This window comes from Acidobacteriota bacterium (genome assembly GCA_004299485.1).
Classification (GTDB): domain Bacteria; phylum Acidobacteriota; class Terriglobia; order Terriglobales; family SCQP01; genus SCQP01.
On record SCQP01000016.1, the window covers coordinates 248,546 to 265,115 of the forward strand.

The following is a 16,570-nucleotide window of genomic DNA, read 5'->3' on the forward strand; positions in this document are numbered from 1 at the left end:
AGGTGGCGCTGGGCCTTTTGCGCCAACGGCGCAGGGTGACCCTAGTGGAAAAACCTCTACTGGGGGGCGGGAGTTCCATGCTATCCTGTGCGGCGTGTTCGGAGTGGCTGCGGGAGAGACAGCATCCAGTCCCAGCGCGTATTCTTTATCTCCGAGAGGTAGTCAGTGAAAGAGCAGGGAACTGTCAAGTGGTTCAACAATGCCAAGGGCTATGGCTTCATCACCCGCATGAGCGGTGAGGATGTCTTTGTGCATTACACAGCGATTCAGGGCGAAGGGTATCGTTCCCTGGCCGAGGGCCAGGCGGTGGAGTTCGAGGTCAAGCAGGGCCCCAAGGGTCTGCTGGCCGAAGATGTGACGGTACTGTAGAGCTCCCGACCGACAACTCAATCCGACCCCGGGCCTAGGGATGCGCGCGGGGTATAATCGCCACTACCAGTCTATGCAGGCGGGAGTCACTCTCGGACCGTATGAGATCGTGGCGCCGCTGGGCGCGGGCGGAATGGGCGAAGTCTATCGTGCCCGCGACCGGCGCCTGAACCGCGACGTGGCGATCAAGGTGCTGCCGGCGGCGGTGACAAGCGATCCCACGCGGCTGCGGCGCTTTGAGACCGAAGCGCGCTCGGCGGGTCAGCTCAGTCATCCCAATATTCTTGCCGTGTTCGACTTCGGCGTGGCCGAGGGCGCGCCTTATCTGGTGACGGAGCTGCTGGAGGGCGAGACGCTGCGCGCGCGGCTCACGCCGGCGATCGCGTTGCCGCCGCGGAAAGCGATTGAGATAGCGCAGCAGGTGGCGCGCGGGCTGGCGGCGGCGCACGCCAAGGGCATCATTCACCGCGACCTCAAGCCGGAAAATATCTTTCTCACGCGCGACGGCCAAGCCAAGATTCTGGATTTCGGCCTGGCCAAAGTGGCTGAGACGGTCAGTGACGACGCCGAGACCGTAGCCGCCGGTCAGGTGACCAGTGCCGGGCAGGTGCTGGGCACGGCGGGCTACATGTCGCCGGAGCAGGTGCGCGGCCAGGCGGCGGACGCACGCTCGGATCTGTTTGCCCTGGGCGCGATTCTGTACGAAATGCTGACCGGCCGGCGCGCCTTCCAGCGTGACACTGCCGCGGAAACTATGACCGCGGTGCTCAAAGAGGAACCGGCGGAGATCACGGCGGCACCGGATACGCTGGCACCGGCGCTGCAGCGGGTGGTCGATCATTGCCTGGAAAAAGATCCGGCCGCGCGCTTTCAATCGGCGCGCGACCTCGAGTTTGCGCTGGCGGCGCTCACCGGCAGTTCCTCGACCCGCACCGCGGCGCTCGCCGCGCTGCCTGCCCCGCGCCGTCAGGTTCCGATGCTCGCCGCGGTGGCCCTCACCGCGGTGGTTGTGGGCCTGGCTGTGTTTTTCGCGATGCGCCCGGCGCCGTCGGCGCACTGGCATTTTACGGCGGTGACCAACTTTCCGGGCGTGCAGGCGCAGCCGGTGTTTTCGCCCGACGGCCGCTCGGTCGCCTTTACCTCGAACGAAGACGGCCATTACAACATCTACGTGGCGCTGCTGAGTGGTGGCACACCGGCGGAGGTCACGCACGGGCCGAACGCGAAGCAACATCCCGCCTGGTCGCCGGATGGCGCAACGCTCGCCTACGCGCGGCTGAACCACAGCGGCCTCTCGGATATCTGGGAAGTTCCGGCGCTGGGCGGCACGCCGCGCCGCGTGGTGCCCGATGCTGCCGAGCCCAGCTTCACGCGCGACGGCGACCTGGTGTACGAGCACGACGGCGCGGTGTGGGAGGCGAGCAGCGGCGGAGAAAATCCACACCAGATCGTGGGCATTCCTCCGGGCGATACCGAGGTGGTATACCCGCGCCTTTCCCCCGATGGCCGCTATGTCGCGTTTTCCACGGCCAACTATACCAGCGGACCCTACCGCGATCTTGCGGTGGCCAATCTGGCGAGCGGCAAAATCCGCGTGCTGACGACTACGGGGTTGGCCACCTCGCCCGTCTGGACACCCGACAGCCACACCATTTACTTCGCGTACAACGGCTCCGGGGCGATGAACCTTTGGAAGATCCACGTCGACGGCTCGGGCTTGCAGCAGATTACTTCCGGCGAAGGCGACGACGCCGACCTCGATATCTCCGCTGACGGAAAGCGGATCATCTTCGACACGATGCACGTCGGCATCGGGCTGGCCGAGGTCAATCTGCAAACGCCGGTCAATCAGCAAACGCCACAGATGCTGCACGTGGATCCCGCGCGCTGGCTGTGGGGCCCGCAGTATTCGCCCGACGGCAAGCGTTTGGCCTATTTCGCCGCACTTAAAGGAGTGGTCAGCGAGAGCATCGGCGTCGCCAATGCGGACGGATCGGGCGCAGTGCCGTTGGTCGAGGATCAGCGGGAAGATATCTTTCCGGTATGGAGCCAGGACGGCCAGAGCTTGTACTTTGTCTCCATGTACCCCCACGCCATTCGCACAGTCCCCGTTGCGGGCGGATCGCCGCGCACGTTGTATCGCTTACCGACGACAGCATCGTATTACCTGTCGGTTGGGCGTGATGGCAGGATTCTCTTCCAGAATGGCAACACCCTGGATGTACTGAACCCAGATGGCAAGGTTCAGGCGATCGGTGCTCTTCCCGCGGGTGCGGACCTGTTGGCCTGGTCGCCGGATCAGCGGCAGGTGGCCTATCGCCTTACGGCCCGCAGGGCGAATGATCCCGCTGCCGGCCTCTGGGTGACGGACTTGCATGCGCCGCCGCGGCAGATATTCCAGGGCTCAGTCAACCGTGCCGTGTCCGCCGCAGGCAGCCTGTACGTGCTGCAGGCGCAAGCTGACCTGGGCACCGTCCTGTGGAAGCTCTCCTGGGATGGCCGGGGCCGGACGCAGGTCTCAACCCGCATTGTGCCGCTCTGGGACGCGAATTACAATGACGTGGGCGTCGTGAATTACGTCGCAGTATCGCCGGATGGCAACCAGGCCGTCTTTCAGGACGAGCCCGGGCTGTCGGAAAACATTGGCCTGCTTACGCTAGCGTCTCCAAAGAGTCGGCAATAACGTCCCAGACCCACTCGAGCTCGCTGGGCTGAATGCGGTACGGCGGGAGGACGTAGACCACCGGACCCAGAGGCCGCAGCAGGACGCTTTCTTTTTCGTAGTGACGGCGAAGGTGCAGGCCAGCTTCGGAGAGATAGCCGCGGCCATCGTCGCGGAGCTCAATCGCGGCGACCGTGCCTGTCTGGCGGACGGCGGCTACGCGCGGATGGGTGCGCAGGCGGTCCAGCGCGCGTGCATGGGTCGCGGCAATGGCGGCGATGCGCTGCATGACCGGCTCGGTGCGGAAGATTTCGAGCGAGGCTAAGGCAGCCGCGCAGCCCAGCGGATTGCCGGTGTAGGAGTGACCGTGGAAGAGCGTGCGCTCGCGGTCGGCGGATAAGAAGGCCTCGAAGACGGCGTCGGTGCAGAGCGTGGCCGCGAGCGGCAGGGCGCCGCCGGTCAGGCCCTTCGAGAGGCACAGGATGTCGGGAGAGATGCCGGCCTGCTCGCAGGCGAACATGGTTCCGGTGCGGCCGAAGCCGGTGAGGACTTCGTCGGCAATGAGCAATACGTGATGCTGATCGCAGAGCTGGCGCACGCTGCGCAGAAATTCCGGCGGTTGGACGCGCATGCCGCCCACGCCTTGCAGCAGCGGCTCGACGATGAGGGCCGCAATTTCGTGGCTGTGATCGGCGAGCAGCCCGGCGAGGGGTTCGGGGCGTTCTGCGGAAACGCGCTCGACCGGGAACATCCATTCTTGAAAGGGCGCCGTGAATGCGGTCGCCTCGCTCACCGACATCGCAGCCAGGGTGTCGCCGTGATAGGCGTTTTCGAGAGCGACGATGCGGCGCCGCTGCGGCTGGCCGCGCTGCTGCCAGCATTGCAGCGCCATTTTCAGCGCGACTTCGACGGCGGTCGAGCCGTCGTCGGAGTAAAAGACGTGATTGAGGCCGGCCGGGGTAATGGCAACGAGTTTTTCGGCCAGCTCCTCGGCCAGGGGGTGAGTGTAGTCGGCGAGGATCACCTGCTCCAGTGTCCGCGCCTGGCGCGCGATGGCTTCGGCGATGCGCGGCTCGGCGTGGCCGTGCAGCGTCACCCACCAGGAGCTGATGGCATCGAGGGTGCGGCTGCCGTCGCGGGCGTAGAGCCAGACGCCTTCGCCGCGCACAATTTCGAGCGGCGCGGCGAGGCCCTGCATTTGCGTATAGGGAAACCAGATGCGACCACGATAGGGATTAGAAGAGGCCACGCAGCGCCTCCGGATTGAGCACAGGCAACGGCCGCAGTTCGATCAGGCGCTCGGGCTTGCCCCAGCGGCGCAGGGTTTCCCTCGTCGTAGGCACGGGCTCGCCGTTCAGCACCAGCGCATGCAGCGCGAGGCCGCGGCGGCGGAGCGCTTCGAGGCTCAGCAGGGTGTGATTGATGGTGCCGAGAGCGGTGCGCGCCACCAGCACGACGGGCAGCGCCAGCCAGACCATTAGATCCAGCATGGTGGCGTCGTCGTTGATCGGGACCATTAACCCTCCCGCGCCTTCGACGATGATGGGTGCGGGCGCTGGCGGCAGGCCGAGCCGCTCGCGGCGGATGGCGACGCCTTCGGCGGCAGCGGAAACATGCGGCGAGGCGGGCAGCTTGAGGCGATAGGCTTCGGGCAGAATGCGCGCGGGCGGAAGGCCGGTCCAGCGGGCGACGGCCTCGGTGTCGGTCGCCGGATCGCCCGCGACGCCACTTTGGATGGGCTTCCAGTAGTAGGCGCCGGGCGTGGCCAGCGTCAGCGCTGCCGCTACCACGGTTTTACCGACGCCCGTATCCGTGCCGGTGACGAACCAACCGTTAGGCATGCGCCGCCAGCACGCGCACCAGGCGGCTGCACGCGGCCGGGCTTTGGCCGGCGTGGGCGGTGATGCGCAGCCGCGCCGTGCCCTCGGGCACGGTGGGCGGCCGAATGGCGCGGACGTCCAGGCCTTCGGCGGCGAGGGCAGCTTCGAGCTTCAGCGCCGCCGCGTCGCTGCCGGCAATCACGGGGATGATGGGCGAAGCGGGAGCGCCGAGCGTCGCCAGGCCGGCGTCGGCCAGCTCGGTGCGGATTTGGCACGCGCGCGCGAGCACCTGCTCGCGCCGCTGGGGCTCGCGCCGCACCGCATTCAGCGCGGCGGTGAGTTGCACCGCCAGCAGCGGCGCCGGCGCGGTCGAGTAAATGAAGCTGCGGCTCTGATTCACGAGGTGCTCGATGAGGCGCCGCGAGCCGGTCACCAGCGCGCCGCTGGCGCCCATAGCTTTGCCGCAGGGATGCAACACGGCCGCGGCGGCGTTGGCAACCGCCTCGCCCGCGGCGGCGACGCGGCCGGCGCCTTCAGGGCCATACAAGCCCAGGGCGTGGGCTTCATCCACGATCAGGCCGGCGTGGTGCTGGCGGCACAATTCCGCGATGGCTTCGAGCGGCGCGAAGTCGCCATCCATGCTGTAGACCGACTCGATCACCACCCAGCGGCGCTGCTTGCCGACGGCGGGATAGCGGCGCAACCGTTCGGCCAGCGCATCGGCGCTGACGTGGGGCACGAGCACCCGCCGCGCGCCTGCGGCGCGGATGCCTTCAATCAGGCTGGCGTGGTTGCGCTCATCGGAAAATACAATGTCGCCACGGCCGACCAGCGCGGTGATCACACCCAGTCCGGCGGTGTAACCGGAGCTATACAGCAGCGCCGCCTCGCGGTTTTGCCAGGCGGCGAACTCGGCTTCGAGCTCGACGATGGCGGCGTGGTTGCCGCGCACGAGGCGCGAACTGGTGGAACCCAGTTCCAGGCCCTGATCCAGGGCCTCGACCATCGCCGCCCGAATGCCCGGATGCTGGCTCAGGCCGAGATAGTCGTTGGAGCAAAAATCCTCGCCCTCGGCGGCCCGCAGCCGGCGGCGGCGCTGGCGTTGTTCGCGCTCGGCGAGTTCTTCATCCCAGGCCCGCTCCAGTTCCGCGAGGCCGGAGGAGAGGGAAGAGGGAAGAGGGAAAAGGGAAGTCGCAACGGGCGCCGGTTCCGGGTCCAGCCCGAGCTTCGCCAGCAGCGCGTGATCGTGATCCTCGCCGGGATTCGGCGTGGTGAGCAGCTTCTCGCCTACGAAGATCGAATTGGCGCCAGCGTAGAAGCAGAGCGCTTGCGCTTCGTCGCTGAGCGCCAGCCGGCCGGCGCTGAGGCGCACGCGCGAATCGGGCATCAGCATGCGCGCGGTGGCGATGGCGCGCACCAGCTCGAAGCAATCGACCGGCATGTTTTCCGCCAGCGGCGTGCCTTCGACCGCGACCAGCGCGTTAATCGGCACGCTCTCGGGCGGCGGATTCATATTCGCCAGCGTGAACAGCAGCCGCACGCGGTCGGCGTCGGCTTCGCCCAGACCCAGAATGCCGCCGCAGCAAACCGAAATGCCGGCGCCGCGGACGTGTTCGAGCGTGCGCAGGCGATCTTCATAGGTGCGCGTAGTGATGATGTGGCCGTAGAACTCGGGTGAGGTGTCGAGGTTGTGGTTGTAGGCGGTGAGGCCGGCGTCGGCGAGCTGCTGCGCCTGCTCGGCGTTGAGCATGCCGAGGGTACAGCAGACTTCCATGCCTAAGCCGGCCACGCCGCGCACCATCTCCAGTACGCGATCAAAGTCGGCGCCCTCTTTGACCTGCCGCCAGGCCGCGCCCATGCAGAAGCGGCTGGAACCGCCCGCGCGCGCCTGCTCGGCCGATTGCATCACGGTTTCCAGGTCGAGCAGTTTGCCGGCTTCGACGCCGGTGTGATAGCGGGCGCTCTGCGGGCAATAGGAACAATCCTCCGGACAGCCGCCCGTCTTGATGGACAGCAGATGACACATCTGGACGGAGTGGTGGCGCTGGTGCTGGCGGTGGACTTCGTGGGCTTGCTCAATCAGCTCCAGGAGGGGTTGATTGTAGATATTGGATACATCTTCTACGGTCCATTTCGGAGCAGTGGTCGCAGTAGCCATGGTTCGTAGACCATGATACCGCCTGGAAACGGCGGTGGTGTAACCGTGTCTTTGGCCGGGGCGTTCTCAGAAGTGAAGGCAGAGAAATGGCAACCGAAAAGCACCCACGCTCCTTGCTGCATGCGCGCAGCTTCCAGGTTCTGGCAGCGGTAGTGGTGGTGATTATCGTGGCCATTGTACTGGTCGCCAACCGCTCATCGGCGCCGACGTATTTCACGGCGGCGGTGCGGACCGGCAACATTACTTCCGTAGTGCAGGCAACTGGGGTGGTCAACCCGATCAACACCGTCTCGATTGGCGCGCAGGTGTCGGGCCGGATCACCAAGATCAACGTGGACTTCAACTCCAGGGTCAAGAAGGGCGAGTTGATCGCGCAGATCGACCCGACGCCCTACGAGAATGCGCTGGCGGCCGCCAAGGCCGATCTCGCCAACGCCCAAGCGCAGGTAGGCGTGGCGCAGGCCAACGTACAGGATGCCAAGGCCAAAATCGAGCAAGCCCAGGCCGCGCTGCAGCAGGCGACGTTGCAGCGCGACCGCAGCGTGAGCCTGTACCAACAGGGCATTGTGTCCGCGGCCCAGCGTGATACCGATGTCGCCACCTTTCAGACCGATCAGGCCGCGCACTCCAGCGCGCAGGCGGGCCTGGCGCAGACGGAAGCGGCGCTCAAGTCCGCTCAGGCTGCGGCCAAAGGCAAACAAAGCCAGGTCACCACCGCGGAAACCAATCTCGGTTACTGCAATATTTACGCCCCGGTCGACGGCGTGATCATCAACCGCGCGGTCGATGCCGGCCAGACGGTCGCCAGCTCGTTTTCGGCGCCGCTGCTGTTCAGCGAAGCGACCGATCTGGATACGATGTGGGTCTACATGCAGACCGACGAGAGCGACGAAGGCCGCCTCAAAGTTGGCGACCCGGCGACGTTCACGGTGGATGCTTATCCGGATACCTCGTATCGCGGCGTGGTGAAGCAATTGCGCATGAACGCCACCACGGTGCAGAACGTGGTCGAGTACGACACCATTATTGAGTTCAAGAATTCCGGCCAGAAGCTGTTCCCCGGCATGACCGCCTACGTGAACATTCCCGTGGCCAGCGCCCTGAACACGCTGGAAGTGCCCAATTCGGCGCTGCGCTTCAAGCCCAGCCTGACGCCGGTTCAATTGCGCACGCTGCTGGGGCAGTACGGCATGCAGGATAGCGGCAACGGCGCGCCGCAGGCGAAACCCGCGGCGGGGGCGCACGCGCCAGGCCAGCACGCCACGCATCCGCAGGTGGCCGGTGGACAGACTAACCGTCCCACCACGGCGATTCTCTGGACGCTGGACGCCAACCACAAGCTGGTTCCGGTCAAGGTGCGCACCGGAATCACCGATTTCACCCACACCGCCGTCACGCAGGTGCTGCAAGGACAACTGAAAGCCGGCGACAAGGTGGTGACCGGCGAGCTGGCGAAGACGGCCAGCGGCCTGCCGGGCGCGGGCGGCGGACGCCCGGGCCGCTAACGGAGGGTAAGACCGTGAACGAAGTCCTGACCAGCACGGAAGTGATATTCGCCGGCGAGGCGCAGGCGATTCCTGTGATTGCGGTGGCCGGCGTCCACAAGATCTACGATCTCGGCGAGGTGCAGGTGCCCGCGCTGCGCGGGGTGGATATTGTGATCCACAAGGGCGAGTTCGTGGCCATCATGGGCGCGTCCGGCGGCGGCAAAAGCACGTTCATGAATGTCATCGGCGGTCTGGATCGACCCACGCGCGGCTCATACAAGCTCGACGGTGTCGATGTCTCGACCCTCGACAAGACCGAGATGGCCCATATCCGCAACCGCAAGATCGGCTTTGTCTTTCAGGGCTTCAATCTGCTGAGTCGCACGACGGCGCTCGAGAACGTCGAGCTGCCGGCGCTCTACGCCCGCATGCCTCTTGCCGAGCGCAAGGAGCGCGCGCGCGAGGTGTTGCGCATCGTCGGCCTGGCGGAGCGCGAGGACCACTACCCCAGCCAGCTCTCCGGCGGACAGCAGCAGCGCGTGGCCATTGCCCGGGCGCTGATGAATGGGCCTTCGCTGCTGCTGGCCGACGAGCCTACGGGCAATCTCGACAGCCGCACCAGCATCGAGATCATGGCCATTTTCCAGAAGCTCAACCGCGAGCACGGCATCACCATCGTGCTGGTGACGCACGAGCCTGACATCGCCCAATTCGCCGCGCGCATTGTGTATTTCAAAGATGGCCGTATCCGCCGCGATGAGCCGGTGGCGCATCCCGCCGATGCCGCAGAAGAACTCCAGAAGCTGCCGGAAAATGGCGCCGAAGAGGAGGGGGAAGCCGAGGACTGAATTATGGATCTCGTCTCCGTACTGCGCGTCGCCCTGGTGGCGCTGACACGCAACAAAATGCGCTCCATCCTCACCATGCTGGGCATCATCATCGGCGTGGGGGCGGTGATCGCCATGGTGGGCGTGGGTCAGGGCGCCAGCGAACAGGTGCAGGCCCGTATCCAGGCCATGGGCAGCAATTTGCTCTACGTGCAGTCGGGCAGCCGCCAGGCGGGAGCGGTGCATTTGGGCTGGGGGCAGACCAAGACCCTGACCTATGCGGATGAACAAGCCATTCTGGCGCAGGTGCCGGCGGTGCGGGCGGCGGCCGCGGGCGCGACCGCCAGCGAGCAAGTGGTGTACAACGCCAACAACTGGGGCACGCACATCACCGGCACCGAGCCCAGCTACTTCGACATCCGCGCCTGGCAGTTCGATCAGGGCTCGACCTTCACCGAACCGGACGTTACCGACGCCAACAACGTGGCTGTGCTGGGCGCGACGGTGGTGAACAATCTGTTCCCCGACGGCGCCGACCCGGTGGGCAAAGCCATCCGCATCAAGAACTTGCCTTTCAAGGTCGTGGGCACGCTCATCGCCAAAGGTCAAAGCGGCATGGGGCAGGACCAGGACGACAACGTCTACGTGCCCTACACCACGCTCAACCGGAAAATCACCGGCAATTACTGGCTGAGCAACATTGCTGTCTCGGCGGTCTCCAACCAGGCGACCGCGGCGGCGCAGCAGCAGATCACCGACCTGCTGCGCAGCCGGCACCGCATCCGTCCCGGCCAGCCAGATGATTTCGCGGTGATGAATCTCGCCGCTTATGCGGATGTCGCCAACGAGAGCGCGCAGATCATGACCATCCTGCTGGCTTCGATCGCCAGCGTGTCGCTGCTGGTCGGCGGCATCGGGATCATGAACATCATGCTGGTATCGGTTACCGAGCGCACGCGCGAAATTGGCATTCGCATGGCCGTGGGCGCGACGGAAGCCGACGTGCAGCGGCAGTTTTTGATCGAGGCGCTGGTGCTGGCGCTGGCGGGCGGCGCGATTGGGATCTTTTTTGGCCTGGGCACCTCGTGGGTGATCTCGGCCATCGCCCAGTGGCCGGTGGATATTTCGCCGGCCTCGATTGTTGTGGCGGCGGTATTTTCCGCAGGCATTGGCATCTTCTTCGGCTTCTACCCGGCGAAAAAGGCTGCCCGCCTCGACCCCATCGAGGCGCTACGATTCGAATAGTCAGCGGTGTATGCCCAAGTGCAGCAAAATCGCTTGCTCCACGCCACGGAGATCCGCGTTTTCCAGGCGACCGAGCCGTAGCAACCGCGTTTTTGCGGCGGAGGTTATCTGGTCGGCCATGGCTTTGGCCTCGACTCCAGCGGCATTGACTTTGGCCTCGCTGGGATAAATCTTTTCGGTTTGGCGGCTCAGCGGGACCACCACCACCCGGTTGAGAATTGTGTTGCTTATATTGTTGCTGATAACCACGGCCGGACGCGTCTTGCGCACCCCACCGCCCTGCGCGGCATCGAAGCTGACCCACCAGATGTCACCGCGCCTGACGGGTACCATCGCCGATTAATCCCTCGGTCCATTCCCAAGCCTCGGCTTCGCGCTCCGGATCTGCCGCCATGGCGCGATAGCCCGCCGCCAGCGCGGTATTGCGGTATTGTTCTGTTCAGCCAGATCGATCGCCGGTTGGGCCATCTCGCGCGGCAGCAGAAACCAGGTCGGGCGAGCGCGGGACTGCGGATTGCCCATACCGGGTTCGCCCGGCGACCCGTTCCACCGGATTCCGACTTCTTCTTCACCGTCCCAAACGAGCCGTGCCAGCGCGTACCCGCCCGGTCCTCCGTCGTAGAGCACCTCGACGGCAGAAATATGGCGCTGGGGAGCCACGACGCTATGCGGATCTATGCACGCCATAGCTTCTAGCGTAGCTATGCGCATAGCTAGTCTCAAACCGGCCAGGAGTGGGGATCTACCAGCAGCTCTTCGCGGCTGCGGTCGGGCAACAACAGGATGGAAACGGCGGCGAGCAGAGCCGCAAAGATCAGGTAAGCCGCAGCCGCCATCGGGGTTCCGACGCCGTGAGTGAGGGCGACGGCAACCAGCGGCGCGGTCCCGCCTGCCATGCCAATGCCCACGTTAAACGCCACGGCATGACCGGAAACACGGAACTCGGGCGCAAATTGTTCTGCCAGCATGGCCGGTCCGGCACCCATCACCAGAGCCAGCAGGCCGGCGAACAGCAGTTGTGCTAGCCAGAGCTCGGCCGGACCCTGGCGTGCGAGCGCAAAGGCGCTCCAGGCGATGGCCGCCTCGAGGAAGAAGGCTGCGGCCAGCAACGTGCGGCGGCGCAAGGCCCAGTCAGTCAGCCAGCCTGCCAGCGGCACCACGGCGAGCGCCAAGGCTTGCCCGGCGGTGTTGACGCGCAGCACGAAGGCCTGCGACAGGTGTCCAAATGTGTGGGCGTAGGTAGGCAGATAAACCATCGTCAGGTAATCGGCGATGCCGTAGCCGGAACTGAACAAAGTGGCCAGCAGCATGGTCCGCGGCGCGCGGCGCAGCGCCTGCGCCAGGGGAGCGGCGGCAGGTTTGTTCTGCTTGCTGGCTGCGGGAAGCATCTCCGGCAGACCGCGACGGAGCCAATAGCCGGCGAGCGCCAGCACGCCGCCGGCAATAAACGGAGCCCGCCAGGCCCAGGCCGCGAGTACCACGGGACCAGCCCAGCTCGCCGCCAGCGCGGCAACGCCTGCGGCGAGCAGCATACCGCCAGTCGAGCCCAGATTGGCGATACTGCCGGCCCAGCCACGCCGGCGCGGTGCGGCCGCTTCGACGAGGTAGGTGACGGAGCCGACAAATTCGCCGCCAACCGAGAACCCCTGAAACAGCCGAATGGTAATCAACAGGATCGGCGCCCAGACGCCAATGGCCGCATAGGTGGGCACCAGGCCCATCGCCACGGTGGCGGCGCCCATCAGGAGCACCGAGGCGACCATGACGTAGCGCCGTCCGCGCCGGTCGCCCCAATGGCCCAGCACCCAGGCGCCCAGGGGCCGCATGGCAAAGCCTGCGGCGAAGCCGCCGTACACCTCCAGCAGTCCCACCCAGGCGCTTTGCGAGGGGAAAAACAGCGCCGCCAGCACCGGCGCCAGCAGGCCGTAGAGGCCGAAGTCGTACCACTCCAGCACATTGCCGATGCCACCGGCCCAAGCCACGCGCCGGGAACGGAATATATCATGCTGGTGCCTACTCGGCTGTAGAGATGGAGTCAATTTTCGCCGTGGCACAGGCCGCCCTCCGGTACGACAAGCTGCGTAAAGCCCCCACGCGCGACGATGCCCGGGCGATCCTTCATGATGTGCCCAGTGTAGCCGCCGTTGCACCCAGTGAGGCCCTACGCTTTGAGAAGGCGCGGCGCGACGCTGTTTGACTTATTTAAGTCGGGCAGCCAAAATAATGGAATGAAGCCCGAGACCGTACGCACCTCGCTAGACTTGCCCTTCGACCTCCACCGGCGCATTCGGGAAGCGGCGGCACGGCGTGGCTGCTCGGCGCGTGAATTAATCCTGGCCGGCGTAGAACGCGCCGTGGACGAAGCGCGGCCGGCTCGCCCAGCGCACCGTCTGCGACTCGATCCTCCATTGATCCGTCCCGCTGGCCGGCGCATCGGGCTGAGCAACCAGGATGCCTATGAGCTCGTTGAGCTTCCCTGATCTAAACGTCTGGTTGGCAATTGCCACACCGGAGCATGTCCACGCGGCTGTCGCGCGGAACTGGTGGGAGCGTGAGCGCGGCACCATTGCCTTCTGCCGGCTTTCGCAGCTCGGATTTCTACGCCTCACAACGACGGCGGCCGCCATGGACGGCAAACCGCTCACCATGCGGGAAGCCTGGCGCGTGTACGACCGATTTTATTCCGATGACCGGGTGGCATTTATTGCCGAACCCCGATTGGTGGAGCGGCAGTTCCGGCAACACACCCGCGACCGATCCGCCTCGCCAAAGATGTGGGCTGATGCCTGGATGCTTGCCACAGCGGATGCGGCAGACGGACTGGTCGTAACCCTCGACCGAGCGCTCGCAGCGCGCGGCGCTCTCTGCCTGCTCGCCGGTTCGTAACTTTAGCGCTGGCTGGTTTCGCCGGACTGGACGCGGCGGGTGAAGTCGGCGGATTTGCCGCGCGGGATGCTCAGGCTCTGCCAGGCGGCGCCCTGCAAGTGCTTGGCGAGAAACACGATTTGGCCGACGTGGTAGGCGTAGTGGGCAAGCTGGCGATGGACGGCCTGGGTGATGGAGTGCTTTTCGCCGCGGATGGTGACGGCGCGCGCCATATCGCCATCGGTGAGCGGGGTCAGGGCGTCGAAGACATAATTCCAGCCTGTCTCCCACAGGGCGATCATCGCGGCGCGGGTTTGCGGCGGCGCTTCAAACTCGCTGTCGCGGTTGCGGTCGGGTTTTTCGCCGTCCGCGTCGGGAAAGCCTTGCCAGCGGGAGCGCATATTGCCGGCCAGGTGCTTCACGATCTGGGCGATGGAGTTCATCTCCGGGTCGAGCGCCGCGGTGAGCTGTGCGTCGCTGAGCTGGGCGAAGGCGCGCTCGCCCATGGTTTTGTAGTAATGGAACAGGCTGGTGGCGTCGGCAAGGCAGGAGGCGGTGAATTCGAGAGCCATGCTTTCATTGTAGAATTTGTGTTTCCATGCCTCGCCAAACCTACGCCGCTGCGGGTGTTTCCATCGCTGCCGCTGATCGCGCTAAAAAGCAGATTGCCCGGCTGGCACGCGCCACCTTCAACCGGCAGGTGCTGGCCGAGATTGGCAGCTTCGGCGGCCTGTTCCAGCTTCCGCGCGGCCTGCGCGAACCGGTGCTGGTGGCGAGCATGGATGGAGTCGGGACCAAGCTCAAGCTGGCTTTTCAAACCGGCATTCACAATACCGTCGGCCGTGATCTGGTGAACCATTGCGTCAACGACATTCTGGTGCAGGGCGCGCGGCCGCTGTTTTTCCTGGACTACATCGCGCTGGGCCGCATGCAGCCGTCGACCGTGGCTGCACTGGTCGAAGGGCTAAGCCGTGGCTGCCGCGAAAATGGCTGCGTGCTGCTGGGCGGCGAAACTGCCGAAATGCCCGGCTTCTACGCGGCGAACGAATATGACCTGGCCGGCTGCATCGTAGGTGTGGCCGAAAGACGCACGCTGTTGACCGGCGCCGCCATTCGGCCCGGCGACATCCTGTTCGGGCTGCGCTCGGCCGGCCTGCACACCAACGGCTATGCGCTAGCGCGGAAAATTCTGTTCGAGCAAGCGGGGTATCGCCCGAGCACGCGGCTCAAAGAGGTGGGCAGAGCGAGCCTGGGCGAGGTGCTGCTGGCGGAGCACCGCAGTTACTTGCCGCTGTTGCGGCCCTGGCTGCCACGGCTGCGTGGCCTGGCCCACATTACCGGCGGTGGGATTCCGGGCAACTTACCCCGCATTCTGCCCAAGATCTGCGCCGCAGAAATCGACGCCGCGAGCTGGACGTGGCCGCCCCTGTTTCAGCTTTTGCAGCGGCTCGGCGAGGTGCCGCTGGCGGACATGCGACGGACCTTCAATCTCGGTATCGGCATGATCGCGGTAGTGCGCGCAGCGGATGCTGCGGCCTTTGCGCGTTACCTCCAGCGCAAGGGCGAGCCGGTGCTGCGCATTGGGCGCATCGTTACTGGCGGCCGGCGGGTGGTGTGGAAGGCATGAAGCTTGGGGTGCTGATTTCCGGACGCGGATCGAATCTGCAGGCGATTGCGGCGGCGTTTCCGGAGCAGATTGCGCTGGTGCTGAGTAACCGCCCGCAGGCGCCGGGGCTGATCTGGGCGCGCGAGCAAGGCCTGGCGACCTGCGCGCTGGCGAGCGCCGGCCGCGAGCGCGAGGAGTACGACCGCGAGGTGGTGGCCAAGCTCCGCGAGGCGGGCGTCGAGCTGGTATGTCTGGCGGGCTACATGCGCCTGCTGAGCGGCTATTTTCTGCGGGCCTTTCCCAACCGCATTCTCAACATCCATCCTTCGCTGCTGCCGTCATTTCCGGGACTAGATGCCCAACAGCAGGCCATCGATGGCGGCGTAAAGTTTTCCGGCTGCACCGTGCACTTCGTCGATGAGACGCTCGACGGCGGGCCAATTATTCTGCAGGCGGTCGTCCCGGTGCTCGATACCGACGACGCCGCTTCGCTCGCGGCACGCATTCTCGTCGAAGAGCACAAGCTCTACCCCGCAGCCATTCGCCGCGTCGCCATCGGCACCTATCGTCTCCAGGATCGCCGCGTGGTGGCTATTTAGCGGCTTGCTCGCAGAGCCGGCGGCGCTCTCGGTTTTGGACGCGGTGCGGGAGTGTCGGCGTAATTGTAGGGTTGCGATGTGCCGAAAGTTCGGAGCGGGAGCTTGCCAGAGCCTGCCGCCCAGCCCGCCAACTCGCTCATTATGGCGGTCTATAATGCGTGGATGGCCGATCTAATCGCGAGTGCAATTGACGAGTGCGCTCAATACATCGCACGAGCGGGAACCGGCATCGACATCGAAGCTTTCTGGAATGCAAAGTCACCGGAGACCAACTCCACCGTCATCGCCTGTCTTGTCCCCAACGCACGAATCGCGGGTCTGCCAATTGACAATGACCAGTCGAACTACATCGCTGCCTACTTGGGCGATCTGGGCCAATGCCTGCCTGAATCAGAACGCGGGCACTGGCAAACCTTCGATATCGCCCCGCCGGGCCCAATGAGCGGCACGGCCATCAAACGCAGTTTCCTGGCCGAGTTCGCACAACCCACGATGCCAGACCTGGTATTTAGGCAAGAGTTCGAAGCGTTTCAGAAGGAGTGGCATAAGAATAACGGCTGGGACCTGTTCAGGCCGCTGGCCCATGCCGACCAGCACTGCCTGACATCTCTGCACATCCCGGCGACGGAAGAGCAGAGCGAATTTGACGAGCAGGTGGGTTATCTCACAAAAGTGCTCATCGATTCGCTAAACGAGAGCAAGCTGGCTGAATTCATTCCCAAGGTCGAGGAACAGAAAAGCATCGGCAAGCTGGAGGCGTTTCTGAAGTGCAAGAAAATTGCTGATCCAGCGATGCACATCCAGTTCCTCCGCGATCTCCAAGCGCTCCGCTCCACAGGCGTCGCGCATGCAAAGGCGAGAATTTTCTGAAGGTCGCTGAGCGACTTGGAATGAACGACCATAGCCGCCAACAAGTGTTTGCACGGCTTTTC

Annotated in this window: 17 protein-coding genes; 10 read left to right on the top strand and 7 right to left on the bottom strand. The window is 65.0% G+C overall.

Features of this window, described 5'->3' with window-relative positions:
* The first annotated feature begins 165 nt into the window (after window positions 1–165).
* Entirely contained in the window at window positions 166–369 is a 204-nt protein-coding gene (locus tag EPN33_12435) for a cold shock domain-containing protein (GenBank protein ID TAN21423.1), read from the top strand.
* Window positions 370–409: 40 nt separating this feature from the next.
* Window positions 410–3,052, top strand: coding sequence for a serine/threonine-protein kinase (locus tag EPN33_12440; GenBank protein TAN21424.1), 2,643 nt, complete (start codon window positions 410–412; stop codon window positions 3,050–3,052).
* Here EPN33_12440 and EPN33_12445 read toward each other — a convergent pair.
* From EPN33_12445 to bioB, 3 genes are read right to left on the bottom strand one after another with little or no spacing between them, the layout of a single operon-like run.
* A complete protein-coding gene (locus EPN33_12445; protein TAN21425.1) occupies window positions 3,021–4,280 on the bottom strand; it encodes an adenosylmethionine--8-amino-7-oxononanoate transaminase in 1,260 nt (419 codons plus the stop codon). The two genes, EPN33_12440 and EPN33_12445, sit on opposite strands and share 32 nt — an antisense overlap.
* Window positions 4,267–4,872: a dethiobiotin synthase gene (gene bioD / locus EPN33_12450; GenBank protein TAN21426.1), complete on the bottom strand. Its 606-nt coding sequence runs from the start codon at window positions 4,870–4,872 to the stop codon at window positions 4,267–4,269. The genes EPN33_12445 and bioD overlap by 14 nt, the downstream gene beginning before the upstream one ends.
* Window positions 4,865–7,009: a biotin synthase BioB gene (gene bioB, locus EPN33_12455; protein ID TAN21427.1), complete on the bottom strand. Its 2,145-nt coding sequence runs from the start codon at window positions 7,007–7,009 to the stop codon at window positions 4,865–4,867. Before bioB ends, bioD begins: the two co-directional genes overlap by 8 nt.
* A gap of 86 nt (window positions 7,010–7,095) precedes the next feature.
* Here bioB and EPN33_12460 point away from each other — a divergent pair, with 86 nt between their 5' ends.
* The 3 genes from EPN33_12460 to EPN33_12470 all read left to right on the top strand — a co-directional run bounded on the left by EPN33_12460 (window position 7,096) and on the right by EPN33_12470 (window position 10,568).
* On the top strand, window positions 7,096–8,514 hold the full coding sequence (locus EPN33_12460) for an HlyD family secretion protein (protein ID TAN21428.1): 1,419 nt from the start codon (window positions 7,096–7,098) through the stop codon (window positions 8,512–8,514).
* Between the two features lie 74 nt (window positions 8,515–8,588).
* Window positions 8,589–9,344 carry an ABC transporter ATP-binding protein gene (locus tag EPN33_12465; GenBank protein TAN21561.1) on the top strand — a complete coding sequence of 252 codons (756 nt, stop codon included), beginning with the start codon at window positions 8,589–8,591 and terminating at the stop codon, window positions 9,342–9,344.
* A gap of 3 nt (window positions 9,345–9,347) precedes the next feature.
* Window positions 9,348–10,568 (top strand): FtsX-like permease family protein, encoded by a 1,221-nt coding sequence (locus EPN33_12470; GenBank protein TAN21429.1) that lies wholly within the window; start codon window positions 9,348–9,350, stop codon window positions 10,566–10,568.
* On the opposite strand, the gene EPN33_12475 is transcribed toward EPN33_12470, so the two are convergent.
* The 3 genes from EPN33_12475 to EPN33_12485 are packed head-to-tail and all read right to left on the bottom strand — an operon-like array spanning window position 10,569 to window position 12,718.
* Entirely contained in the window at window positions 10,569–10,901 is a 333-nt protein-coding gene (locus EPN33_12475) for a type II toxin-antitoxin system PemK/MazF family toxin (protein TAN21430.1), read from the bottom strand. It abuts the gene before it with no gap.
* A gap of 6 nt (window positions 10,902–10,907) precedes the next feature.
* A complete protein-coding gene (locus EPN33_12480) occupies window positions 10,908–11,255 on the bottom strand; it encodes a hypothetical protein (protein ID TAN21431.1) in 348 nt (115 codons plus the stop codon).
* A gap of 32 nt (window positions 11,256–11,287) precedes the next feature.
* Window positions 11,288–12,718 (bottom strand): MFS transporter, encoded by a 1,431-nt coding sequence (locus EPN33_12485; protein ID TAN21432.1) that lies wholly within the window; start codon window positions 12,716–12,718, stop codon window positions 11,288–11,290.
* 78 nt (window positions 12,719–12,796) lie between these two features.
* Between EPN33_12485 and EPN33_12490 the strand changes: the two genes are divergently transcribed.
* Window positions 12,797–13,048 (top strand): plasmid stabilization protein, encoded by a 252-nt coding sequence (locus tag EPN33_12490; protein ID TAN21433.1) that lies wholly within the window; start codon window positions 12,797–12,799, stop codon window positions 13,046–13,048.
* Window positions 13,020–13,454 (top strand): PIN domain-containing protein, encoded by a 435-nt coding sequence (locus EPN33_12495; protein ID TAN21434.1) that lies wholly within the window; start codon window positions 13,020–13,022, stop codon window positions 13,452–13,454. Before EPN33_12490 ends, EPN33_12495 begins: the two co-directional genes overlap by 29 nt.
* 2 nt (window positions 13,455–13,456) lie before the next feature.
* Here EPN33_12495 and EPN33_12500 read toward each other — a convergent pair whose 3' ends face one another.
* Window positions 13,457–14,005: a DUF1572 domain-containing protein gene (locus EPN33_12500; protein ID TAN21435.1), complete on the bottom strand. Its 549-nt coding sequence runs from the start codon at window positions 14,003–14,005 to the stop codon at window positions 13,457–13,459.
* Window positions 14,006–14,031: 26 nt separating this feature from the next.
* On the opposite strand from EPN33_12500, the gene EPN33_12505 reads away from it, so the two are divergent.
* The 3 genes from EPN33_12505 (at window position 14,032) to EPN33_12515 (ending at window position 16,508) form a co-directional block, all read left to right on the top strand.
* Window positions 14,032–15,060: a phosphoribosylformylglycinamidine cyclo-ligase gene (locus EPN33_12505; protein ID TAN21436.1), complete on the top strand. Its 1,029-nt coding sequence runs from the start codon at window positions 14,032–14,034 to the stop codon at window positions 15,058–15,060.
* Window positions 15,057–15,638 (top strand): phosphoribosylglycinamide formyltransferase, encoded by a 582-nt coding sequence (locus EPN33_12510; protein ID TAN21437.1) that lies wholly within the window; start codon window positions 15,057–15,059, stop codon window positions 15,636–15,638. Before EPN33_12505 ends, EPN33_12510 begins: the two co-directional genes overlap by 4 nt.
* 162 nt (window positions 15,639–15,800) lie before the next feature.
* Window positions 15,801–16,508, top strand: coding sequence for a hypothetical protein (locus EPN33_12515; GenBank protein TAN21438.1), 708 nt, complete (start codon window positions 15,801–15,803; stop codon window positions 16,506–16,508).
* The last annotated feature ends 62 nt before the right edge of the window (window positions 16,509–16,570 follow it).

Bases quoted from the DNA above. Each gene is read 5' to 3' on its own strand.
- EPN33_12440 (TAN21424.1), top strand. From the start codon at position 410: ATGCGCGCGGGGTATAATCGCCACTACCAGTCTATGCAGGCGGGAGTC.
- bioD (TAN21426.1), bottom strand. From the start codon at position 4,872: ATGCCTAACGGTTGGTTCGTCACCGGCACGGATACGGGCGTCGGTAAA.
- bioB (TAN21427.1), bottom strand. From the start codon at position 7,009: ATGGCTACTGCGACCACTGCTCCGAAATGGACCGTAGAAGATGTATCC.
- EPN33_12460 (TAN21428.1), top strand. From the start codon at position 7,096: ATGGCAACCGAAAAGCACCCACGCTCCTTGCTGCATGCGCGCAGCTTC.
- EPN33_12470 (TAN21429.1), top strand. From the start codon at position 9,348: ATGGATCTCGTCTCCGTACTGCGCGTCGCCCTGGTGGCGCTGACACGC.
- EPN33_12475 (TAN21430.1), bottom strand. From the start codon at position 10,901: ATGGTACCCGTCAGGCGCGGTGACATCTGGTGGGTCAGCTTCGATGCC.
- EPN33_12480 (TAN21431.1), bottom strand. From the start codon at position 11,255: ATGGCGTGCATAGATCCGCATAGCGTCGTGGCTCCCCAGCGCCATATT.
- EPN33_12490 (TAN21433.1), top strand. From the start codon at position 12,797: ATGAAGCCCGAGACCGTACGCACCTCGCTAGACTTGCCCTTCGACCTC.
- EPN33_12495 (TAN21434.1), top strand. From the start codon at position 13,020: ATGCCTATGAGCTCGTTGAGCTTCCCTGATCTAAACGTCTGGTTGGCA.
- EPN33_12500 (TAN21435.1), bottom strand. From the start codon at position 14,005: ATGGCTCTCGAATTCACCGCCTCCTGCCTTGCCGACGCCACCAGCCTG.
- EPN33_12505 (TAN21436.1), top strand. From the start codon at position 14,032: ATGCCTCGCCAAACCTACGCCGCTGCGGGTGTTTCCATCGCTGCCGCT.
- EPN33_12510 (TAN21437.1), top strand. From the start codon at position 15,057: ATGAAGCTTGGGGTGCTGATTTCCGGACGCGGATCGAATCTGCAGGCG.
- EPN33_12515 (TAN21438.1), top strand. From the start codon at position 15,801: ATGGCCGATCTAATCGCGAGTGCAATTGACGAGTGCGCTCAATACATC.